The following is a 22,026-nucleotide window of genomic DNA, read 5'->3' as shown; positions in this document are numbered from 1 at the left end:
GTCCTTCAATTCTGACGCTGCCGTACCGCGACTTCCTGATTCCATAAGAATTATTCGTCGCGCCTTTGGACATTCTTTCTTCGAGGATGGCGTCCGTCTTGGCGCCTTGATCGCATCATGGCTCGTTTTCGTATCAACTTGCGCGGCGGCGCTTTCCGCAGCGTTTTGGGATTTACTTTCAAGCATTGGCGGCGTCAGCCGCTGCGCCTGATCTTCATTGCTCTTGCCGTGCTCGTCTCGACCATGGCCGATGTGCTTACGCCGCTCTATTCGGGTCGGCTGATCGATGCCGTCGCCAGCGGCGCGGCAAGCGACGTGGTGGCGTGGAACGCGGCGGTCAGCGCGTTCCTGATCCTGCTTGGGCTTGCCACCGGTTCGCTGGTGTTTCGCCACCTGGCGTTCAGCGGCATCATCGACCTGACGTTGAAGATGATGTCGGACATCGCCCAGGACGCGTTCCATCGTGTCCAGCGCTTTTCGACCGACTGGCATGCCAACAGCTTCGCCGGCTCGACGGTGCGCAAGGTTACCCGCGGAATGTGGGCGCTCGATCTGCTCAACGACACGCTGCTGGTGGCGTTGTTGCCGTCGTTCGTCATGCTCTTGGGCTCGACCCTCCTGCTCGGCTGGCACTGGCCGATGATGGGGCTGATCATTGCCGCCGGCTCGCTGATCTTCATCGGCCAGACGGTGGTGATGTCGCTTGGCTTCGTGGCGCCCGCGGCGAGCCTTGCCAACAGCTGGGACACGCGCCTCGGCGGCTCGCTGGCGGATGCCGTCAGCTGCAATCAGGTGGTCAAAGCGTTTGGCGCCGAAGAGCGCGAAGAAAGCCGGCTGGGAAAGGTCATCGACAAGTGGCGGCATCGGACCGAGCGTACCTGGATGCGCGGTACGATCAACGGCACGTCGCAGAACGTGACGCTGGTGCTGTTGCGCGCGGCGATCATCGGATTTGCGCTGTTGCTCTGGTCCAACGGGCAGGCGAGCGCCGGCGACATCGCCTTCGTGCTGACCTCGTTTTTCCTGTTGCAGGGCTACCTGCGCGACGTCGGCATGCATATCCGCAACCTGCAGCGTTCGGTCAATGACATGGAGGAACTGGTCGACATCCAGAGCCAGCCCCTCGGCGTTGCCGACGTGCCGGGCGCCAGGCCGATCCAGATCGGCGACGGCGGCATTGAGTTCGACCACGTGACGTTCCACTACGGCACGCATTCGGTGCCGCTGTACAGGGACTTTTCGGTGTCGATCCGGCCGGGCGAGCGTGTTGGCCTGGTCGGTCACTCCGGTTCGGGCAAGACGACATTCGTCAAGCTCATCCAGCGGCTCTACGATGTCAGCTCCGGCCGCATCCTGATCGACGGGCAGGATATCGCCGAGGCGACGCAGTCCTCGCTGCGGTCGCAGATCGCCATCGTTCAGCAGGAACCGATCCTGTTTCACCGGTCGCTGGCCGAAAACATCGCCTATGCCCGTCCCGGGGCAACGCAGGCCGAGATCGAGCACGCGGCGAAGCTGGCGAGCGCCCACGACTTCATCCAGCGGCTGCCCAAGGGCTACGGCACCCTGGTTGGCGAGCGCGGCGTGAAGCTGTCGGGCGGCGAGAGGCAGCGCGTGGCGATTGCGCGTGCATTCCTTGCCGATGCGCCGATCCTGATCCTCGACGAGGCGACTTCGAGCCTCGATTCGGAGTCGGAGGTGCTGATCCAGGAGGCGATGGAGCGGCTGATGGTCGGACGCACGACGCTGATCATCGCGCACCGGCTTTCGACGGTACGGGCGCTCGACCGGTTGCTCGTCTTCGATCGCGGCAGGATCGTCGAGGAGGGCAGGCACGAGTCGCTGGTCCGGCTCGACGGCGGCATCTACCGCCGCCTGTTCGAACGCCAGGCGCTTGAGCTGACCAAGGGGCTGGTCTGACCGTAACCGGTCTAATGCGCGCGACGGATCGTGAATGCGGCCCGTCGCGCCAGTCCATCCTTCCTTTGGCTGGCTTTCCAAGGCAGGAGGCTTTCGCTATGTCTTGCGCGAAGGAGCGGGGGCTGCCTTGTCAACCTGAAAGCCATCCGCTACGCCCCGACCATGACAGTTACCGTTCGTTTCGCCCCTTCACCTACCGGCCGCATCCACATCGGCAATGCGCGCACGGCCCTGTTCAACTGGCTGTTCGCCCTCAAGCACAAGGGGCGCTTCATCCAGCGCTTCGACGACACCGATGTCGAACGCTCGCGCCAGGAATTCGCCGACTCGATTCTCTACGACCTGCATTGGCTGGGCATATTCCCCGACCAGACCGAGTATCAGTCGAAGCGTTTTTCCAGCTATGACGCGGCAGTCGAAAAGCTGAAGGCTGCAGGCGTGCTTTATGCCTGCTATGAGACCCCCGAGGAGCTCGACTTGCGCCGCAAGGTGCGGCGCACGCGCGGCCTGCCGCCGATCTACGGTCGGGAAGCGCTGAAGCTGACAGAGGCCGAACGCGCCGGATTAGAGCAGGACGGCCGCAAGCCGCACTGGCGCTTCCTGCTGCCGAACTTTGCCTCCGATCCGTTTGAAACCGAACGCACCGAAGTTCACTGGAACGACGTGGTTCGCGGCGAGGAGACCGTCGATCTTGCGTCGCTGTCCGACCCCGTGCTGGTGCGCGAGGATGGTACCTATCTCTACACGCTGCCGTCGGTCGTCGACGATATCGAGATGGGCGTCACCCACATCATCCGTGGCGACGACCATGTCACCAATACCGGCGTGCAGATCGCCCTGTTCCAGGCGCTTGGCGCCGAAGTTCCTGCCTTCGGCCATCACAACCTGCTGACCACGGCTTCGGGCGAAGGCCTGTCCAAGCGCACCGGCGCGCTGTCGATCGAAAGCCTGCGCGAAGGCGGCATCGAGCCGATGTCGGTGGCCTCGCTCGCCGTGCTGGTCGGAACCTCCGAGAATGTCACCGCGGTCGCCAGCATGGCCGACCTCGCGGACAAGTTCGAACCGGAAGCGACGTCGAAGTCGGCGTCCAAGTTCGATCCCGAGGAACTGGTGGTGCTGAACCGGGTGCTGTTGCACCATATGACGTTCGCCGAGGTGCGCGACCGCCTCCTGGTGCTGAGCATCAGCGGCAAGGACGCCGAACCATTCTGGATGGCCGTTCGCGGCAATCTCGACCGCCTGTCGGATGCCGTGTCGTGGTGGAAGATTCTGCGCGAAGGACCGCAGACGGTGCCGGAACTGTCGGAGGAGGACCGCGCGTTCGTCAGTCAGGCGTTCGACCTTTTGCCTGAAGAGCCCTGGGACGGAAATGTCTGGAAGGACTGGACAGCCAAGGTGAAGAAGGCATCCGGGCGCAAGGGCAAAGGGCTGTTCATGCCGCTTCGGCTTGCCATTACCGGCCTTGAGTCGGGGCCGGAGCTTGCAGATCTATTGCCGCTTGTGGGTCGGGAAGGAACGCTGGCCCGACGGCCCTGACCTTGCGGTCGGGCGCTGGCGCAGGGGGTGGCGCGGGTGCCGCAGGTGCCTCGACCTTCGGCTGCGCTTTGGGCGGCGCGACCGGCCGGCCATCGCCGCCTATGATCGAATAATTGCGGCTTGCAGCAATGTTGCAGCCGCAGGCCGGTACGCGAGGCAGGTCGACCCGCCTGTAGCGATAGGCAGTGGCAAGCTCCCGATAGGGAGCTCCCGAGCGGGCCGAGACCATATTCTCCTGCGGCTCGCCATCGGCCAGATGGTAAAACAACTCAATCTCCGTGCCGGGGCAACTGGCCTCGCAATTCTTCTGGTCGCGCTGGAAGTCTGCCATGCTCGCGGCGTTCGACATCGGGAAGGCGAAGCCGTCGCAGGTGCGTACGCACAGGGTTCGGTACTCGCCTGTTCCGTGTCCGGCTCCCGGGCCGACGATGATGTGTTGAGGATACTCCTCGTTGTAGCTCAGTTCCTCCGCGCTGCCGCCACGGATGATCGTGGTCTGTCCGTCCGGCACTGGCGCAGCTGCTACCTCGTCTTCAGGCTCATGGTTGTTGCAGCCGGCGCGCTCCATTGCGTCGAAGATGCGGATGCGTTCGCGCCGCGTGTTTTTGTTCGGGCGCGGCGCCGGGCCACTGGCGAGGCTGCCGAGATTGTCTTCCATCTCGGCGATCCTGGCGTTCAGCTCGGCGCAGGCGACGATCGTTGCGCCCGATATCGCCCGGCCGCAGCCAAGATCGGCGGCCCTGATGCGGGCCAGATCGATCTGGTCCTGCTGGATGTCGGCTGCAGCGGCGTAGTCGTTTGGGAGCATGATGCTGCCCGATGCCCGAGGCAGGTGATCCAGCTCGGCTTGCAAGCTGATGCATTCGGCCGAGGCGGCAAGGGCCGGGCTTGACGCGACAAACGACAGCATCATGGCGATGGTCCAGGCCGTCCTGGTCCTTCTCGCAGATGGTCCTGTTGCCTTGAGTCCGAACATTTCGCTCCCCGCCGCAGCGCCGCCCGCTCCGCAGCGGGTGGCCAGCAAATCATGGGCTCGGGGCGCGAGCCTAGACCGTCGAGGTTAACCGCTTCTTTGGGAGGCGACTCAGCTCTTGGCCGTATGCGCCAGTTGCGACGCCTCCACCACGGCAAGTGCCGTCATGTTGACGATACCGCGCGAGGTCACCGAAGGCGTCAGGATATGAGCGGGCTGCGCTGTTCCAAGCAGGATCGGGCCGACATGCAGCGCGTCGAGCATGGTCTTGACCGTGGTCAGGGCGATGTTGGCGGCATCGAGGTTCGGGAAAACGAGCAGGTTGGCTTCGCCCTTGAAGGTCGAATGCGGGAACACGCGCTGGCGCAGCACCTCCGACAGTGCCGAATCGCCGTGCATTTCACCGTCGCTGGCCAGCTCCGGCGCGATCCGCTTCAGAATTGCGGCCGCTTCCCGCATCTTCAGCGCGCTAGCCGATTCGCGCGAACCGAAGTTCGAATGCGACAAGAGCGCGGCCTTGGGTTCGATGCCGAAACGACGGATTTCGTCGGCGGCAAGCGTCGTCATCTCGGCGATTTCCTCGGCCGTCGGATCGACGGTCACGTAGGTGTCGGTGAAAAACAGCACACCGCGCTGCGAAATCAGCATCGACAGGGCGGAAAGATCGCGGTCCCTCACACCGTCACGGATGCCAACGATCAGCTGCACGTTGCGCAAATGGCGCTCGAAACGTCCCTCTAGTCCGCAGATCATCGCATCGGCGTCGCCGCGCTTGAGCGCCATTGCGGCAATCACCGTGTTGTTGGTTCGAACCATTGTCCGCGCTGCCTCGGGCGTGATGCCGCGGCGGCCGCCGAGTTCGATCAGGTGATCGACATAGTGGCGATAGCGCGGATCGTCCTCGGGATTGATGATCTCGAAGTCGACGCCTGGGCGGATGCGCAGGCCATAACGCTTGAGCCTGACCTCGATGACATGCGGGCGGCCGATCAGGATCGGTGTCGCAAGGCCTTCCTCAAGCACCACCTGGGCGGCGCGCAGGACGCGCTCGTCCTCGCCGTCGGCATAGATGACGCGCTTGGACTTTGCCTGTTTGGCGTTGGAGAAGATCGGCTTCATCACCAGACCGGAGCGGAAGACAAAGCGGCTGAGCTTGTCGACATAGGCGGCGAAGTCGGCGATCGGACGGCGCGCCACGCCGGTTTCGCAGGCAGCCTTTGCAACTGCGGGTGCGATGCGCAGGATCAGCCGGGGATCAAAGGGCGACGGGATCAGGAAATCCGGGCCGAAGGTCGGCGTTTCGCCGGAATAGGCGCGGGCGGCGACGTCAGACGGCTCTTCGCGGGCAAGCGCGGCGATCGCGCGCACGGCGGCCATCTTCATCTCTTCGTTGATGGCACTCGCGCCACAGTCGAGCGCGCCGCGGAAAATGTAGGGGAAGCACAGGACGTTGTTGACCTGGTTGGGGAAGTCCGAGCGGCCGGTGCAGATCATCGCATCGGGACGCGCGGCGCGCGCTACTTCCGGCATGATCTCGGGATTGGGGTTGGCCAGCGCCAGGATCAGCGGCTTCTCGGCCATCTCCGTGAGCAGTTCGGGCTTGAGCACGCCGGCAGCCGACAGGCCGAGGAAGACGTCGGCGCCGCCGATGACGTCGGCCAGGACGCGCGCGTTGGTGTCCTTGACGTAAGGATCCTTCCAGCGGTCCATCTCTTCGATGCGGCCCTTGTAGGCGACGCCGAACCGGTCGGTGACCCAGATGTTGTCGACCTGCGCGCCGAGCGAGACCAGAAGGTTGAGGCAGGCCAGGGCGGCTGCGCCCGCGCCCGACGTCACGATCTTGACGTCGTCGATCTTCTTGCCGGCGAGTTCCAGGCCGTTGAGGACGGCGGCGGCGACGATGATGGCGGTGCCGTGTTGGTCGTCGTGGAAGACGGGAATGCCCATCCTGGCCTTCAGTTGCTCCTCGACCTCGAAGCACTCAGGCGCCTTGATGTCTTCGAGATTGATGCCGCCGAAGGTCGGTTCGAGCGCCGAAATCGTGCTGACCATCTGGTCGATCTCGGGTGCGTCGATCTCGATGTCAAAGACGTCGATGCCTGCGAATTTCTTGAACAGGACGGCCTTGCCTTCCATTACAGGCTTGGACGCCAGCGGGCCGATGTTGCCGAGACCGAGCACGGCGGTGCCGTTGGAGATGACGGCGACGAGGTTGGCGCGGCTGGTGTAGTCGGCCGCGGCCTCGGGATCTTCCTTGATGGCGAGGCAGGGCGCAGCGACGCCGGGCGAATAGGCAAGGGCCAGGTCGCGCTGGTTGCCGAGCGGCTTTGTCGCCTGGATTTCGAGCTTTCCGGGAACCGGGTGCTTGTGGAAGAAGAGCGCCGCGTGATCCAGATCGGACAGCGCGTCCTTCTTCTTGTCGTCCCCGGCCATGTCCTGCTCCTTAGAATCCAATACCAAAGGCTGTTATTAGCACGCCTTGCGCAATTTTCGAGACTGTCTCGGCCAAATGGACGTTGAATCAGTTTCAAGCGCTGGAACTGCAATTATTCCAGTCGCTTGCCCCAATTTGCTGATATGCCGAATCAGCTTTGCTCCGCCTTTTAGAAGGCGCTGACGTAGAGTCCGCCGTCGACCGGGATGTTCTGTCCGGTCATGTAACCGGCATGAACCGAGCACAGGAAGGCGCAGATCTGGCCGAATTCCTCCGGCGTGCCGAGTCGGCCGGCGGGCACTTCGGCGCTCAGCCGCGCGCGGCGGGCAGCACCTTCCGCCGGGTCCTCGACGCTGCCGGGTTCATGCGGGCCGCGCAGTCGGTCGGTGTCGAGCTTGCCGGGAAGGATGTTGTTGATGGTGACGTTGCGGTTGGCGACCGTGCGCGCCACGCCTGCCAGGAAGGCGGTCAGTCCGGCGCGGGCACCCGACGACAGATCGAGGCCGGGGATAGGCGTGTAGACCGAGAGTGAGGTGATGTTGACGATACGGCCAAATCCGCGCGCCGCCATGCCGTCGATTACCGCTTTGATCAGTTCGATCGGAGCGACCATGTTGTTTGTCACGCCCTCCAGGATTTTGGCGCGGTCGAGTTCGCGGAAATCGCGGTAGGGCGGTCCGCCATTGTTGTTGACCAGGATGTCCGGTGACGGGCAAGCGGCCAGAAGCGCCTTCTGCACTTCGGGATCGGCGACGTCGCCGACAATTTCGGTGACCTTGACGCCGAAGCGCTGGCGGATTTCGCTTGCCGTCGCGCTCAAGGCTGTGGCGTTGCGGCCATTGAGGAACAGTTCGCAGCCGGCTTCAGCCAGCGCCATGGCGCAACCCTTGCCGAGCCCGCGGCTCGAAGCGCAGACGATTGCTTTCTTCCCGCGGATGCCGAGATCCATTTTTTGCGTCTCCTGCCGGTGATGGCCAAACCTAGAGCATTGGCTGGAAATTCGGAATCAATTTTCAGAAACGGTCATGCACGGAAACGAAACGCCAAATGGATCGACCGCTACAGGCCCGCCAGAACGGAGATTTGGGCGATATCGCCGTCATACGGCTGTAGCATGAATCTGGGCATAGGCACGCCAAAGCAACGGGTCGATTGCCAATGTCAGGCACGAGCACACGCAGTTTTCGGACGCTGTTCATCTCCGACGTCCATCTTGGGTCGAAGGCGGCGAAGGCCGACTATCTGATCGATTTTCTGCGCCATCACGAGGCTGACAGCATCTACCTCGTCGGCGACATCGTGGATGGCTGGCGCCTGCGCCGCTCGTGGCACTGGCCGCAGAGCCACAATGACGTGGTGCAGAAGCTGTTGCGGCAGGCGCGCAAGGGCACTGCGATCACCTACATCGCCGGCAATCACGACGAGTTCGCCCGGATGTTCCAGGGCGTGCATTTCGGCGGCATCGTCGTCGCCGACCGGGCCATCCACGAGGCGGCGGACGGCAGGCGCTTCCTGGTCATCCACGGCGACCAGTTCGACGCGGTCGTGCACAATGCGCGCTGGCTCGCCTATCTCGGCGACTTCGCCTACGACGCAGCCATGGCGACCAATCGCGTGGTGGCGCGTTTCCGCCGGACCTTCGGCATGCCTTACTGGTCGTTTTCGTCATGGGCCAAGGTGAAGGTCAAGAAGGCGGTGAATTTCATCGGCGCGTTCCAGCAGGTTCTGACCGAGGAGGCGCGGCGCTCGGAGGTGGACGGCGTGATTTGCGGCCATATCCATCATCCGACGATCGAGAGTTTCGACGGCGTCGAATACATCAACACCGGCGACTGGGTCGAAAACTGCACGGCCGTGGCAGAAAATTTCGACGGCAGCTTCGTCATCCTGCATTGGCCGCATGTGTTGGCCGGCAAGCTGGTGTCGGAGCCGTTCGTGCCCGTCGGCAAGGCAGCCTGAGCAGGACATTTCGAGATGTGCGAAGCCAGACATGCCGCGCGACGCTGGCGCGATGGACCGGGGCATGCCGAAGCGCAAAGGATGTTGCCGCCGGCGACCGCGTGGGCGGACCGCATCGGAGCGCTGACGCGGCCGTCGCCGCCGGAGCCTTCAAGACGGTGCAACATCGCCCAGGCACCGACGGGAAGTGCGGCTTTCATGGCGCAGGTGCCCGTGATAATGCAGTAGAGGTGAGGCTTGTCTTGTTCGGGCTTTCGCCCGGATCGCAGCCTTGACATGAAGCTTCCGCCCCTAACGCCAGAACAGCAGGTCAAGCCGCGCCGCTTCGAGTTGCGCATCTCGTTGCTGTTTGCGGCGCTGTTTCTGCCGATGGGCGTTCATCTGCCCTATTTCCCGCTCTGGCTGGAAGCCAAGGGCCTCAATCCCGAGCAGATTGCGGTAGCGCTCTCGGCGCCGATGTTCCTGCGCGTCATCACCACGCCGATTATCGCGGCCATGGCCGACCGCGCCAAGGACAGGGCCAACGTCTTCATATTCCTGGCTGCGGCGGCGCTGTTGCTCTCGCTCGGCTATTTCCTCGAGCCGGCATACCTCACCATCGTGCTGGTTTCTCTGGCCCTTTCGGTGGTCTGGACGCCGCATGCGCCGATTTCCGATTCGCTCGCTCTGTCGGGCGTGCGTCGGTTCGGCAGCGATTACGCGGCGATGCGCATCTGGGGCTCCATCGCCTTTTTGGTCGGCAGCCTCGCCGCCGGCTTCATCCTGTCGCGAACCGGCGCGGACGCCGTTCCGGCAATCATCTCGGTCGGACTGCTGGGCTGCTTCCTTGCCTCTTTCGTCGCGCCCCGGCTGGGCCGGCCGCGCCAGGCCTCGCCGACGGCCAGCGAAATGCAGCAGGCGGCGCCCAAGCTGTTCAACCGCTATTTCCTGATCATGGCGGCGGGCTGCGGCATCATCGTTGCCAGCCACGGCTTTCTCTACGGCTTCGTGTCGATCTACTGGAAGTCGCTCGGCATCAGCGAAACCATCGTCGGCCTGTTGTGGAGCTGGGGCGTGATGGCCGAGATCGTCATGTTCATGTTCTTCACCCGGCTGTTCGGCAGGCGCTCCACCGGCTTCGTGCTGCTGCTGTCGGGCGGCGGCGCGATCGTGCGCTGGATCGCCTTTCCGCTGATCTGGCCGCTGGGACTGGGCGTGCCCGGCTTCTTCGCCGTGCAGAGCCTGCACGCACTGTCGACCGCCCTGGTGCTGATCGGCGTGCAGAAGCTGATCGCCGAATCGGTGCCGGAAGAACGCACCGGCGCCGCGCAGGGGATTGCCTACTTCACCAACGGCATGGCGATGGCCGTCGTGACGCTGATTTCAGGTCCGCTCTACGAGCGCTTTGGCGCCAACGGCTTCTATTTCATGGCCGGCGTGGCGCTGATCGCCGTGGCGCTGGTCATGGTCGCCGCGCCGCTAGCCCCACAACTCGGGCAAGGGCGGCGAGACCACTGATCCCTCGTAGACGAGGCTGGGAGAGCGGTCGCGCGCCAGAAGCAGCGGTCCGTCGAGATCGACATACTCCGCGCCCTGCGCGAGCAGCACGGCAGGGGCCATGGCGAGCGAGGTGCCGACCATGCAGCCGACCATCACCTGGAACCCCAACTCGCGGGCGCGGTTTCGCAGTTCAAGCGCCGCTGTCAGGCCGCCCGACTTGTCGAGCTTGATGTTGACGGCGTCATAGAGCCCCTTCAACTGATCGAGGTCGCCCGCGCCATGAACGCTCTCATCGGCGCAGATCGGCACCGGATGAGGGATGCGGCCGAGGATCCGGTCGGCACCGGCGGGCAGGGGCTGTTCGATCAGGGCGATGCCGAGATCGGCTGCGGCGGCAAGGTTTTCCTCGATGTTGGCGTCGGTCCAGCCCTCGTTCGCGTCGAGGATGATGCGGCTGCGGGGCGCCGACCCGGTTACGGCGCGAATGCGCGCGATGTCATTGTCACCGCCGATTTTCACCTTGAGCAGCGGGCGATGCGCGTTGGCGCGGGCCTGGCTCGCCATCGCCTCGGGCGTGCCGAGCGACAATGTGTAGGCTGTCTCAAGAGGCGTTGGATGGGCAGTGCCTAGGCTGCGCCAGGCTTGCGCGCCGCTTATCTTCGCCTCCAGGTCCCACAGCGCGCAGTCGACGGCATTGCGCGCGGCGCCTGCCGGCATGAGTTCGAGCAGCTCGATGCGGCTCGCGCCGCCTTCGATGGCCCGGCGCGCCGATTCTATTGTTTCTGCGACACTTTCCATGGTTTCGCCATAGCGCTTGTAAGGCACGCATTCGCCGCGCCCGACGCGGCCTGATTCGGCGACGGTGCACAGGATCACCTCAGCTTGGGTTTTCGATCCGCGCGAAATGGTGAACGTTCCGGCGATTGGGAAGCTCTCGGATACGGCCGAAAGGACACGCGGCATGGAAAACTGCTCCGATTGGCGCCAAGGCAGGGTGGCGAAAATCGACATGCCCAACCCGACGCGTTAAACAGTGTGCCATGTTGACCATCGGCAAACCGGAAGCAAGCCAGACAGCGGCGGACGGAGGCGACCACCGGCCGCAGGTTGCCGTGGCCGAGCGCGATGGCGTGCTGGCGTGCGTGCTGTCGGGGATCTGGACCACGCGTACAGTGGCGCTGATCGATGCCGATATGCGCCAGATCCAGGAGCGCAGAGGGTTTCGCCAACTGGCGCTCGATCTGTCCCGCATAGAAAAGATGGACACAGCGGGCGCCTGGCTGATCGACAGGCTGGTTCGCGCCAACAAGAACAACGGCATCGACGTCAAGGTCGAGGGTCGAAGCGCGGCCGCCGACATCCTGCTTGATGCGGTCGGCGAAGCAGTCCGCGGCGGTGGCGATTCTTCCGACAAACCTGGGCCCAACGTCGTCATCCGCATGCTTGAGGCGATCGGACGGCGAGTTTACGAGACGCGGGACGATTTCCTCCAGGCGATGAACATCCTTGGCGCCACCATTCGCGGCGCCCAGATGAAACTGGGGCGCGGCCACGCGGTCAATCCAGCCGCCATCTTCAACCAGATCGACCGCATGGGTGTCGGCGCGATCCCGGTTGTCGTGCTGATGTCGGCGATCGTCGGTGCAATCGTTGCCCAACAGGGCGCGTTTCAGCTCAGCTACTTCGGCGCCGACATTTTTGTCGTCGACCTGATCGGCGTGCTCGTGCTGCGTGAGCTCGGAGTGCTGATGACGGCGATCATGATCGCCGGTCGCTCCGGATCGGCCATAACCGCCGAGATCGGCTCGATGAAGATGCGCGAGGAGGTCGACGCACTGACCGTCATCGGGCTCAATCCGATCGGCGTGCTGGTGTTTCCGCGGCTGGTGGCGCTGGTGATCGCCTTGCCATGCCTGACCATCCTGGCCAATTTCGCCGCTCTCGGCGGCGGCATGGCGACCGCCTGGTTTTACTCGGATATTCCCCCGGCGGCGTTCATCGACCGTTTGCGCGTCGCGATCGACGTCAGCACGATCTTTGCCGGCCTGATCAAGGCGCCGTTCATGGCGCTGATCATCGGCACCATCGGCTCGGTCGAAGGGCTGAAAGTCGGCGGCAGCGCGGAGTCGCTGGGCCGGCAGGTGACGGCGTCGGTGGTCAAGTCGATCTTCGTCGTCATCATTCTCGATGGCATGTTCGCCATGTTCTACGCAGCGATCGATTTCTGATATGGCAAGCCCGGCACAGCAGATGGAAGAGGACGTTCCCGGCTCGCAAGCCAGGGGAGACGTGCTGCTGTCGGTACGCGACCTGACCGTTGGATTTGGCGACAAGCTCATCCTCGACAACCTTTCGCTCGACATCATGCGCGGCGAGATCCTCGGTTTCGTCGGCGCCTCCGGAGCGGGCAAATCAGTCCTGCTGCGCACGATCCTCGGGCTGATTCACAAGCGCTCCGGAACCATCAAGCTGTTCGACGTCGACCTCGAGAAGGCGACCGACGAGGAACGGCTCAAGATCGATATGCGAACCGGGATGCTGTTCCAGCATGGAGCGCTGTTTTCGGCGTTGAGCGTGCTCGAAAACGTGCAGGTGCCGATGCGCGAGTATCTCGACCTGCCGAAACAACTGATGGACGAACTCGCCCTGCTGAAGATCGAACTGGTCGGATTGCCACGCGATGCGGCGAGCAAGTTTCCCTCGGAATTGTCGGGCGGTATGACCAAGCGTGCGGCTCTGGCGCGCGCGCTGGCGCTCGATCCCGACATCGTTTTCCTCGACGAGCCAACGTCCGGCCTCGACCCGATCAGCGCCGCCGAGTTCGATGAGTTGGTTGGCAAGATGCGGGATACGATGGGCTTGACCGTCTACATGGTCACGCACGATCTCGACTCGCTGTTTTCGGTCTGCGACAGGGTAGCGGTGCTGGGTAACAAGAAGGTTCTGGTCCAGGGCACGATCGAGGACATGCTCAAGAGCGAAGAACCTTGGGTGAAGTCGTATTTCCGCGGAAAACGCGCGCGGCAACTTGACCTGACGGCACGGGCAGAGAATGGGATGACTTGATGGAGACAAGGGCAAACTACGTCATCGTCGGCATCTTCACGCTGGTTGCGATTCTCTCGGCCTTCGGCTTCGTCTATTGGACAGCCGGCATCGGCGAGGGCGGTGCAACCACGCTTTTGCGTGTGCGCATTCCGGGTTCCGCCTCAGGCCTGAGCCGCGGCAGCTTCGTCCTGTTCAACGGCGTCAAGGTCGGCGACGTGCGCCGGGTCTATCTCGACGTCTCAAACCCGACCGTCGCCATCGCCGACGCAGAGGTTGACGCGCTGACCCCGATCACCAAGTCGACCCAGGCCGACATCGGCCTGGCTGGCCTCACAGGCCAGGCGAATATCGAGCTGAAGGGTGCGGCGAGCAACGAACCCAACCTTCTGGCCGAGGCCACCGCCAACGAGACCGTCGCCGAAATCGTCGCCAATCCTTCGGCGGTGACCAACCTGCTGCAGACGGCGCAGGACATCTTCAAGCGCGCCGACACGGTGCTGAACAATCTCGAGGGCTTCACCAACGATGTCCGCGGCCCCCTGACCGATACGGTCAAGAACGCCGAGAAGTTCTCCCAGGCCCTGGCCCGGAATTCGGATGGAATCGACAAATTCCTATCGAGCGTCAGCGCATTGTCGGAGGAGCTTTCCGGCGTTTCAGGCAAGCTCGACGGGGCGATCAATGCCGCCGAAGGCATCCTGAAAGCGGTCGACCCCGACAAGGTCAAGGAGATCGTCGCCAACGTCGAAACCTTCACCACGAGCATCAGCAAGCAGAGCGACCAGATCGACCAGATCGTGAAAAGCGTCAGCACGACGGTTGCATCGATCAACGAGTTCGCGCAGCGCGGCGGGGCGACGCTTGGCAAGGTCGATGGCGTGCTGGACGGGGTCGATCCGGCGACGGTGCGCCAGTCGCTCGATAACATCAGCAAGGCCAGCGAAAACGCCAACAGGGTGGCCGCCGACATCGCCAAGATCACCGACAAGCTCGGCGACAATCCGGGTGACGTCAGCCAGATCGTTGCCGACGCCAAGGAAATGATGGGCCGGCTGAACCAGGCGTCGGTGCGTGTCGACGGCGTTCTCGCCAAGATCGACAAGATGCTCGGCAGCGGCGACGCCAATGGCGTGATGGCCGAGGCCAGCTCGACGTTGAAGGCGTTCAAGCAGGTCGCCGATACGCTGAACTCGCGCCTCGGCACGATCATGGACGGGCTATCGCGCTTCTCGGGCGAAGGCCTGCGCGGTGTCGACGCACTGGTCCGCGACAGCCGCCGCTCGATCAACCGCATCGAGGAAGCGGTCACCGATTTCGAGCGCAATCCGCAACGCATCATCACTGGTGGCGATGGCACGGTGCGCGAATTCGACGGAAGGACGCGTCGTTGACATCGAAAGCATGTCGCCGCATGAAAGTGGCGAGGGTGGTTCGCGCACGGCGCATGCAAGTACTGGCCGGGGACATCACGTGAAGGCTGCAAGATCGACCATACTGCTGAGCGCAGTGGCCCTGTCGTTGTCGGGCTGCGCCAGCCTGCTGGTGAGCAAGCCGGCGCCACTCGACACCTATGAACTCTCCACCCCCGCCGTGAACGGCCAGGCCGTGCGCACGCAGCGGCAGTTGCTCATCGTCGAGCCATCGACGCTGAAGCAGCTCGACGGCCAGAACATCGTGATCAAGCCAAGTGCCGGATCGGTTGAATTTCTCAAGGGCGCGCAATGGTCGGACCGGCTGCCGCGCATCGTCCAGGCGCGGCTGATCGAGACGTTCCAGCGCACCGGCTATGTTGGCGTCGGCAAGCCGGGCGACGGTCTTGCCATCGACTACCAGGTCATCATGGAAATGCGCAGTTTCGGCATCAGCGTCGGCGGAAGCCAGCGCGCCGAGGTCGAGCTGTTCGTCCGCCTGCTCAACGACCGCACCGGCCAGATCCATGCCTCGCGCGACTTCGTTGCCAGCGTGCCGGTGCCGGGCACCGGCAACGACGCCTATGTCGCGGCTCTCAACCAGGCATTCGGCCAGGTGGCGGGCGAGATCGTCAGCTGGACCAAATCGCAGATCTAGCGCATCGGCCCAAAAATCGGAATCGACTTTCGGAAAGCACGATGCGCCAACTCAGTAAGTTACAGCGTCCCTTTGTGCGTCCATTCGGACGCACGGCGCTCTAATAACCGCCCGACGGGCGAGGGCCGGCAGGGGCAAGCGAACATGGACAAAAAAAGGCGGGACAAAATCCCGCCTTTTTGTCGTCTTGGAGCGCCCTTCCGGGCGTCTGATCCGCCTTACTTCAGGCGGCCGGCCGCATGTGCGAGCATGGTGTAGACCTTGCCCGTATCCGAGGTCAGGTAGGTCTTGGTCATCATCGAATCGCGGTCGTTGCGCGAGACGTCCTTGAGCAGCTTTTCGAAGTCGTCGCAGTAGCGGTCGACGGCGGCGCGGAACTCGCTGTCGGACTGGTACTTGCGGCGGATCTCGTCGAAGGTCTGCTGGCCCTTGAGCGTGTAGAGCCGGCGGGTGAAGACGTCGCGTTCGCCCTGGCGGTAGCGGTCCCAGAGTTCGATCGAGGCGTCATGGTCGATGGCGCGGGCGATGTCGACCGACAGCGAGTTCAGCGATTCCACGACATGCATCGGCGAACGCTGGGCCGGGACCGCGCGGGGCTCGGCCTGGTTCGGACGGGCGAGCTGCTGTTCGCGCGAAGCGCCCGTCAGGAGGTCGCGGACCCAGCCGCCCTGCTGCTGGCCACGATTGTCGCGCGCCGGTTGCGGCTGTGCCGCCGGACGTTCGACATCGAGCGCACCGCGCAGTCCGGCGCCGCCAAGCGGGACCTGGGGCGCTGCGGGTTCGCGGCGCTGCTCAGGCTGCGGGGCCGGACGACGCGGCTGCTGCACCAGCGGCTGCGGGTTGCGCAAGGTCGCATCCGAAACGTCGACGTTGCGGCCGGACTTGGCGACAATCGCCGACAGTTCCTTGAGCGCGTTGATCTGCTCGGAAACGGCGCGGCGAATGGCGGTCGTTGACTCCTTGGCTTCCTCGGGCATGTCGAGCACGCCCTTCTTGAGCTCGGCGCGGGTGCTTTCGAGCTCGCTCTTGATGGAGCCGGCGGTGCGGCGCATGTCTTCGGTGGCGTCGGCAAAGCGCTTGGTGGCGGTTTCCACGACATCGGAGATTGCGGCGCGGATCTTGTCGGCCGACGCCAGCGTCTTGCCTTCGGCGCTTTCCAGCGTCTGGCCGACGAGATGCTCGAACGACTGCATCACACGCTCGAGGTCTTCCGACTTCTTGACCAGGCCGACGGCGAGGTCTTCCAGCGACGACTGGCGCTCGAGCGTGTGCTCGAGATTGCTCTGCGCCGATGCCAGCAGGTTGGACGCGCTCGACAGCAGGCGGCTGTGCTCGTCGAACTTGGTGGCAATGGAGGCCACTTCGCGCAACGTGCTCGACGACAGGTCGGTCAGGCGATTGGTGTTGGAATCGACCAGGCGAGCGGCGCTGGCGAAGGTCTGCGCCGCTTTTTCGGTGGTCGCCGAGAAGTTGGTCGTGCTGCCCGTCAGGCGGTCGTCGACGCTGGCAAGGTTCTGCGCGGCGCGCTCGATCAGTTCGCCGAGCTGCGAGCTGGAAGCGGTCATGCGGCCGATGAGATCGGCAACGCTTTCGGCAAGCGTCGAACGGGCGCCATCGACGGCCGACAGCGTCTCGGCCGTGCGGCTGGCGAGGGCATCGACAAGGGCGGCGTTTTCGGCGCGCAACTTATCGGTCGCACGAGCGGTTGCCGCTTCCATGCTGCGCTGCAGCTCGGTGCCGCCTTCGGCGAACTTGTCGACCAGCGGACGGGCGGTCTCGTCGAGGATCTTGGCGATCTCGTTCGAACGCTCGGAGAGCATGGCGTTGAGTTCACGCGTGTTGGCGCCAATGGCGCGGGCCGCCTCGTTGGTGCTCTGGCCGATGTGCTGGCCAACAGCGGTAAAGGTTTCGGCGATCACGTTGGCGCGGGCGACGAGCTGGGATTCCGCCTGGGCGACCTGCTCGTGGAGCTTCTGGCCCATCGATTCCGCACCGTAGGCGAGGCGGTTCTCGGCGCTCGACAGGTGCTCACCGATGCGTGCTGCGACGCCCTCTGCGCCGGCAGCGAGGCGCTCGTCGACATTGGCCAGCGTTTCCTCGATCGACTTGGCGCGGGCCTCGAGATCGGCAGAGGTGCGGTGGGCGCGAGCGACCACGCGCTGTTCGGTCTCGGTGAACGCGTTGGCGATCTGGGCGGCGTGTTCGCCGATACCCGACGTGCTGTCGGCAATGCGCGCGGCGAGCTGGCGGCCGGCCTCGTCGAATGCCTGGCCGATTTCGGAAGCCTGGCCAAGCAACGACTGCGATGTCTGGTCGACGCGTGCAGCGATCCTGCCGTCGGCTTCTTCGAAGACACGCCCGAGTTCGGCGGCGCGGCCTGCGAGGCTGTCGGCGGTCTGGGTGGCGCGTGCGGCGAGCCGTTCGTCGGCTTCCTCGAAGTTGCGGACGATTTCGCCGGCACGGCTGCCGAGCGTTGCCGAGCTGTCTGCGACGCGGGCGGCGATGCGCTCGTCCGCGGCATCGAAGATGCGGCTCAGTTCGCCGGCGCGATTGCCGAGCGAATCCGCGCCTTCGGAGATGCGGGTAGCCAGCTTCTCGTCGGCGGTGTCGAAGATGCGGCCGAGTTCGGCAGCGCGGGCGGCAAGCGCGTCGGCGGATTCGCCGATGCGCAGGCCGAGTCGTTCGTCGGCATTGTCGAAGTTGCGCAGGATGTCGCCGGCACGGGCCGACAGCGATTCCGCCGTCTCGATGGCGCGGGAGATGAGCGTGCGGTCGGCCGCGTCGAAGGTACGGGAGATTTCGCCTGCCTTGGCCGAAAGCGTTTCGGCGGTCTCTTCAGCGCGTGCGAGCAGCGAACTGGAGGTTTCCTCGGCACGGACGGCAAGACGGCGGTCTGCCTCTTCAAAGGCACGGCTGATGTCTTCGGCACGGGCGAGCAGGGCGTTGGAGGTCTGCTCGGCGCGCTCGGCGATGACGCGGTCGGCGTCGGTGAAGGCGCGGCCGGCTTCCTCGTTGAGCGCGGCGGTCACTTCCATGACCTTTTCGCGCAGGGCGCCGGCGACGAACACCGCGCTCTTTTCGAGGACGCCACGGACATTGTCGACGCCCAGCGAAAGCGCACGCTCCATGGTTCCAGTGCGCTCTTCGATGACGCCGGTCTGGCGACGGAAGCTTTCCTCGATCTTTTCGATGTCACCGGCGATCGCGTCGGAGATGTCGACGCGGCGGGCGGCGATCTGGTCGATATGGCCGGAGATGGCCAGGTCGATCTCGCGGCGGGTGTCGCCGAGCTTGGCGAGGTCCGTGTCAAGTGCCTGGGACAGAATGTTGCGGCCCTCGGCGAGCTTGCCGACATGACCGGCGACGAGGTCGTCGATGCTGGAGCGGCTGCTGTTGAGCAGGGCCAGATCGTCTTCGAGCGCCCTGGTCAGGGCGTCGCGGCCAGCGGCCAGCTTGTCGACCTGGCCGAGCATCATGCCGTCGATCTTGGCGAGGTCAGCTTCGAGCGCGCGGCGCAGGATATCGCGGCCCTCGGCCAGCTTCTCGACCTGGCCGGCGACGAGGCCGTCGATGCCGGAGCGGCTTTCGGCCAGCTTGGCGAGATCGTCTTCGAGGGCCCGCGACAGCGTGCTGCGTTCGGCGACGAGCCGGTCGGCATGGCTCGACACCAAACCGCGGACGTTCTCGAGGTCGGCTTCGAGCGAGCGGGTAAGCGACGCGCGGTCTTCGGCGAGCTTCTCCGACTGCGACGCGATCGTGCCGTGGATGGCGTTGAGGTCGGCTTCCAGCGCGCGCTTGAGGATATCACGGCCTTCGGCCAGCTTCTCGACCTGGCCGGCAACGAGGCCGTCGATGCCGGAGCGGCTTTCGGCCAGCTTGGCAATGTCGTCCTCAAGGGCCTTGGAGAGCGCTCCGCGTTCGGCGGCGAGGCGCTCGGCATGCGAGGCGACCATGCCGCTGACATTGTCGACGTCGGCAGCGAGCGCCTGCGACAGGGTCGCGCGGTCGGCTGCGAGTTTGTCCGACTGCGACGAGATCGTGCTCTGGATCGCATTCAGGTCGGCTTCGAGCGCACGCTTGAGGATGTCGCGGCCTTCGGCCAGCTTCTCGACCTGACCGGCGACGAGGCCGTCGATGCCGGCGCGGCTCTCGGCCAGCTTGGCAAGGTCGGATTCCAGGGTCCTCGACAGCAGGACGCGCTCATCGGCGAGCTTGCCTGCGTGGTCCTCGATGAGGCCGTGAACGGCGGCGATGTCGGTCTGCAGATTGTTGGACAGGTTGGTGCGATCGGTCGCGATCTTCGACGAATGGCCCTCAATCAGGGCCTGGATGCCGCCCAGATCGGTTTCGAGCGCCTGGGACAGGCCGGCGCGGTCGGCAGCGATCTTCGAGGAGTGACCATCGACCAGCGCCTTGATGCCGTCGAGGTCGGTTTCCAGCGCCTTGGCGAGGATGGCGCGGCCTTCCGCGATCTTTTCGACCTGGCCGGCGACGAGGCCGTCGATGCTGCCGCGGCTGTCGGCGAGCTTGTTGAGATCCGCCTCCAGAGCACGCGTCAGGATCGAGCGGCCCTCGGCCAGCTTGCCGACGTGACCAGCGACCATTTCGTCAATGTTGGTACGGGCCTGGACGAGTTTCTCGGAGTCTTCGACGAGCGCCTGGGCAAGCTGTTCGCGACCCTGGGCCAGCTGGCGGAACTGGCTCGACAGCGTGTCGTCGATCGACTGGCGCGACTGCTCCAGCTTGCGCATGTCGTCGTCGAGAGCGCGCGTGATGAGGCTGCGGCCTTCGGCCAGCTTCTGAACCTGGAAGCCGACGGCGGCTTCGATGCTGGCACGGCCTTCGGCAAACTTGCTGAGATCGTCCTTGAGGGCGGCGGCCATGCGGTCGCGCGCCTCGGAGAGTTTGCGGGTGTGCTCGTCGACAGCCTGCTCGATGCCCTGGCGGGCGTCCGAGAGGCGCTGGATGTCGCCGTCGAAGGCGTTTGAAACCTGATGACGGGCGGCTTCCATGCGGCCGGCGAAATCGCTGGCGCGTGCTTCGAGCATCGTCGAGGTCGAGGTGATGATGTCGGCGAGGTCGGTGCCGATCTGGGTCTTGCCCTGGTCGATCATCGCAGACAGCGAATCGCGGCCCTGGACGAAGGTCGTGGCGATCTCGCGAGCGCGCTCGACGAGCGTTTCGTTGATCTGGCGGGCGCGCGCTTCGAGAGCGGCGTTGAGCTTGGCGGTGCCGGTGTCCAGCGCCTCGGCGCGGGTCTGGAACTCACTGATCAGCGCCTGGCCGCGTTCGGCCAAGGTGCGTTCGATGCCGTGCAGGCTGGTTTCGAATTCGGAGTTGATCGTCTTGGCGGCGCCGCCGAGCAGCGAGACCATGCCCGAAGTGCGGTCGTCAAGCATGTCGGTGAGCGAGCGCGTCACCTCGTCGGTGCTCTGCGTCAGCTTGGCGATGCGGGTATCGAGCAGGCTGGCGAAGGCCTCGCCCGAAGTCGACAGGCGGTCGCTGATCGAGTCCATGCGGTTGTCGATGGCCTCGAACAGGCCCATGCCGCCTTCGTTTATGCGGTCGATGAGCGTGTCGCCGGAGTTGGTGATCGTCATCGACAGCTTAGTCGAGGCATTCAGGATGCTGTCGCGGATGATGTCGCTGGCCGAGCCGAGCTCGTCGCGCAGCGTCTCGTGTGCGCCGGCAATCGAGGCGCGGACGCGTTCGGCGTGCGAGACGACGGCTTCGCGCTCGCTGCCGAGACCGTCGACGAGCGAACGGATGCGGGCGGCGTTTTCGGAGTAGGAACGTTCGATCTGGTTGACTTCGGTGTGTACCAGCGTTTCGAGCTCGACCGCGCGGGCCAAGGTGCGCTCGATGCCTTCGCCCATTGCGGCGACTTCACGGCGAACGGCCTGGCCGACCATCATGACGCGATCCTGCGCCATGTTTTCCGGTTCGGCGAGGCGGAAGGCCACTTCAGTCATCGACTGGGCGGCAATGCGCATTTCCTGGGCGCGACGGATCATCGCAGCAAAGGCCCAGAACAAGGCGATCGGAACGATGGTCGCGACCAGCAGCATCAGCAGGCCGGGGCGGGCGAGGGCGTCGTCAAGCGACCGGATGGTCCAGATACTGGGCGTGACGATGCGGTCGGCCAGCGCCACGGCGCCGGCGACCCAGGCCACGGAAACGAGGCCGACCATCCAGTAGATGGTGCTCGACGCACGCCGGTTCAGACCGTGCAGCAGCGACTTGTAATCCTTCTGCCGGTCGTCGTTGGCAGGGGTGAAGCCGGCAGGCTGCAGCGGGGGCCGTGTTTCGACCGGGCGAAGCTCGGCCGGGGGCTCCGGAGCGCGGGCAGGCTTCGCGGCAACAGGAGCAGGCGCCGGCTTTTGAGTCTGCGGCTTCTGTTTGTTGCTTTCGCGCGCCAGCTCTTCGGCGGCCTGGGAAATCTGCAATTCCAGATCGTCCATCGAGGCCGCCATGTCGAGGCCGCCGTCGCCGCCGCTCAAGTCGAGGTCGAGTGCATCCTCGAGCTCCTTGGCTACGTCGAGATCGAGGTTCTTGCTCGGAGTGGATTTCTTCGCCATGCCTTCGCTACCCTGTACTAACGACGCGGAAT

Annotated in this window: 13 protein-coding genes; 8 read left to right on the top strand and 5 right to left on the bottom strand. The window is 64.6% G+C overall.

Annotation, left to right across the window (positions count from 1 at the left end; translation table 11 throughout):
* Positions 1–117: 117 nt before the first annotated feature.
* Positions 118–1,920: an ABC transporter ATP-binding protein gene (locus PCJ21_RS01255; RefSeq protein ID WP_269929563.1), complete on the top strand. Its 1,803-nt coding sequence runs from the start codon at positions 118–120 to the stop codon at positions 1,918–1,920.
* 162 nt (positions 1,921–2,082) lie between these two features.
* On the top strand, positions 2,083–3,456 hold the full coding sequence (gltX, locus tag PCJ21_RS01250; RefSeq protein ID WP_269929562.1) for a glutamate--tRNA ligase: 1,374 nt from the start codon (positions 2,083–2,085) through the stop codon (positions 3,454–3,456).
* Here the strand turns inward: gltX and PCJ21_RS01245 are convergent.
* The 3 genes from PCJ21_RS01245 to PCJ21_RS01235 form a co-directional block, all read right to left on the bottom strand.
* Entirely contained in the window at positions 3,374–4,264 is an 891-nt protein-coding gene (locus tag PCJ21_RS01245; protein ID WP_269929561.1) for a DUF2865 domain-containing protein, read from the bottom strand. The two genes, gltX and PCJ21_RS01245, sit on opposite strands and share 83 nt — an antisense overlap.
* A gap of 276 nt (positions 4,265–4,540) precedes the next feature.
* Entirely contained in the window at positions 4,541–6,862 is a 2,322-nt protein-coding gene (locus tag PCJ21_RS01240) for an NADP-dependent malic enzyme (RefSeq protein WP_269929560.1), read from the bottom strand.
* Positions 6,863–7,032: 170 nt separating this feature from the next.
* A complete protein-coding gene (locus tag PCJ21_RS01235; protein ID WP_269929559.1) occupies positions 7,033–7,812 on the bottom strand; it encodes an SDR family oxidoreductase in 780 nt (259 codons plus the stop codon).
* Between the two features lie 209 nt (positions 7,813–8,021).
* On the opposite strand from PCJ21_RS01235, the gene PCJ21_RS01230 reads away from it, so the two are divergent.
* Both PCJ21_RS01230 and PCJ21_RS01225 read left to right on the top strand, forming a co-directional pair.
* The gene (locus PCJ21_RS01230; protein WP_269929558.1) at positions 8,022–8,822 is read left to right on the top strand and encodes a UDP-2,3-diacylglucosamine diphosphatase; all 801 of its coding nucleotides are present in this window, start codon (positions 8,022–8,024) and stop codon (positions 8,820–8,822) included.
* Between the two features lie 276 nt (positions 8,823–9,098).
* Positions 9,099–10,319, top strand: a complete 1,221-nt coding sequence (locus tag PCJ21_RS01225) for an MFS transporter (RefSeq protein WP_269929557.1) — start codon at positions 9,099–9,101, stop codon at positions 10,317–10,319.
* Here PCJ21_RS01225 and dgcA read toward each other — a convergent pair.
* Positions 10,281–11,264 carry an N-acetyl-D-Glu racemase DgcA gene (gene dgcA, locus PCJ21_RS01220; RefSeq protein WP_269929556.1) on the bottom strand — a complete coding sequence of 328 codons (984 nt, stop codon included), beginning with the start codon at positions 11,262–11,264 and terminating at the stop codon, positions 10,281–10,283. The two genes, PCJ21_RS01225 and dgcA, sit on opposite strands and share 39 nt — an antisense overlap.
* A gap of 77 nt (positions 11,265–11,341) precedes the next feature.
* Here dgcA and PCJ21_RS01215 point away from each other — a divergent pair, with 77 nt between their 5' ends.
* The 4 genes from PCJ21_RS01215 to PCJ21_RS01200 all read left to right on the top strand — a co-directional run bounded on the left by PCJ21_RS01215 (position 11,342) and on the right by PCJ21_RS01200 (position 15,416).
* Positions 11,342–12,529 carry an ABC transporter permease gene (locus PCJ21_RS01215; RefSeq protein ID WP_269929555.1) on the top strand — a complete coding sequence of 396 codons (1,188 nt, stop codon included), beginning with the start codon at positions 11,342–11,344 and terminating at the stop codon, positions 12,527–12,529.
* Between the two features lie 22 nt (positions 12,530–12,551).
* Complete coding sequence (locus PCJ21_RS01210; protein WP_442865944.1) at positions 12,552–13,367, top strand: ABC transporter ATP-binding protein; 816 nt, start codon at positions 12,552–12,554, stop codon at positions 13,365–13,367.
* A complete protein-coding gene (locus tag PCJ21_RS01205; RefSeq protein WP_269929553.1) occupies positions 13,367–14,740 on the top strand; it encodes an MlaD family protein in 1,374 nt (457 codons plus the stop codon). The genes PCJ21_RS01210 and PCJ21_RS01205 overlap by 1 nt, the downstream gene beginning before the upstream one ends.
* A 79-nt stretch (positions 14,741–14,819) precedes the next feature.
* Entirely contained in the window at positions 14,820–15,416 is a 597-nt protein-coding gene (locus tag PCJ21_RS01200) for an ABC-type transport auxiliary lipoprotein family protein (RefSeq protein WP_269929552.1), read from the top strand.
* 218 nt (positions 15,417–15,634) lie between these two features.
* On the opposite strand, the gene PCJ21_RS01195 is transcribed toward PCJ21_RS01200, so the two are convergent.
* Positions 15,635–21,994: a kinesin gene (locus PCJ21_RS01195; RefSeq protein ID WP_269929551.1), complete on the bottom strand. Its 6,360-nt coding sequence runs from the start codon at positions 21,992–21,994 to the stop codon at positions 15,635–15,637.
* Positions 21,995–22,026: the final 32 nt, after the last annotated feature.

This window comes from Aminobacter sp. HY435 (genome assembly GCF_027568395.1).
GTDB lineage: Bacteria > Pseudomonadota > Alphaproteobacteria > Rhizobiales > Rhizobiaceae > Aminobacter.
Note: the sequence above shows the minus strand (reverse complement) of the source record. Positions and strands in the feature narration are given on the sequence as shown.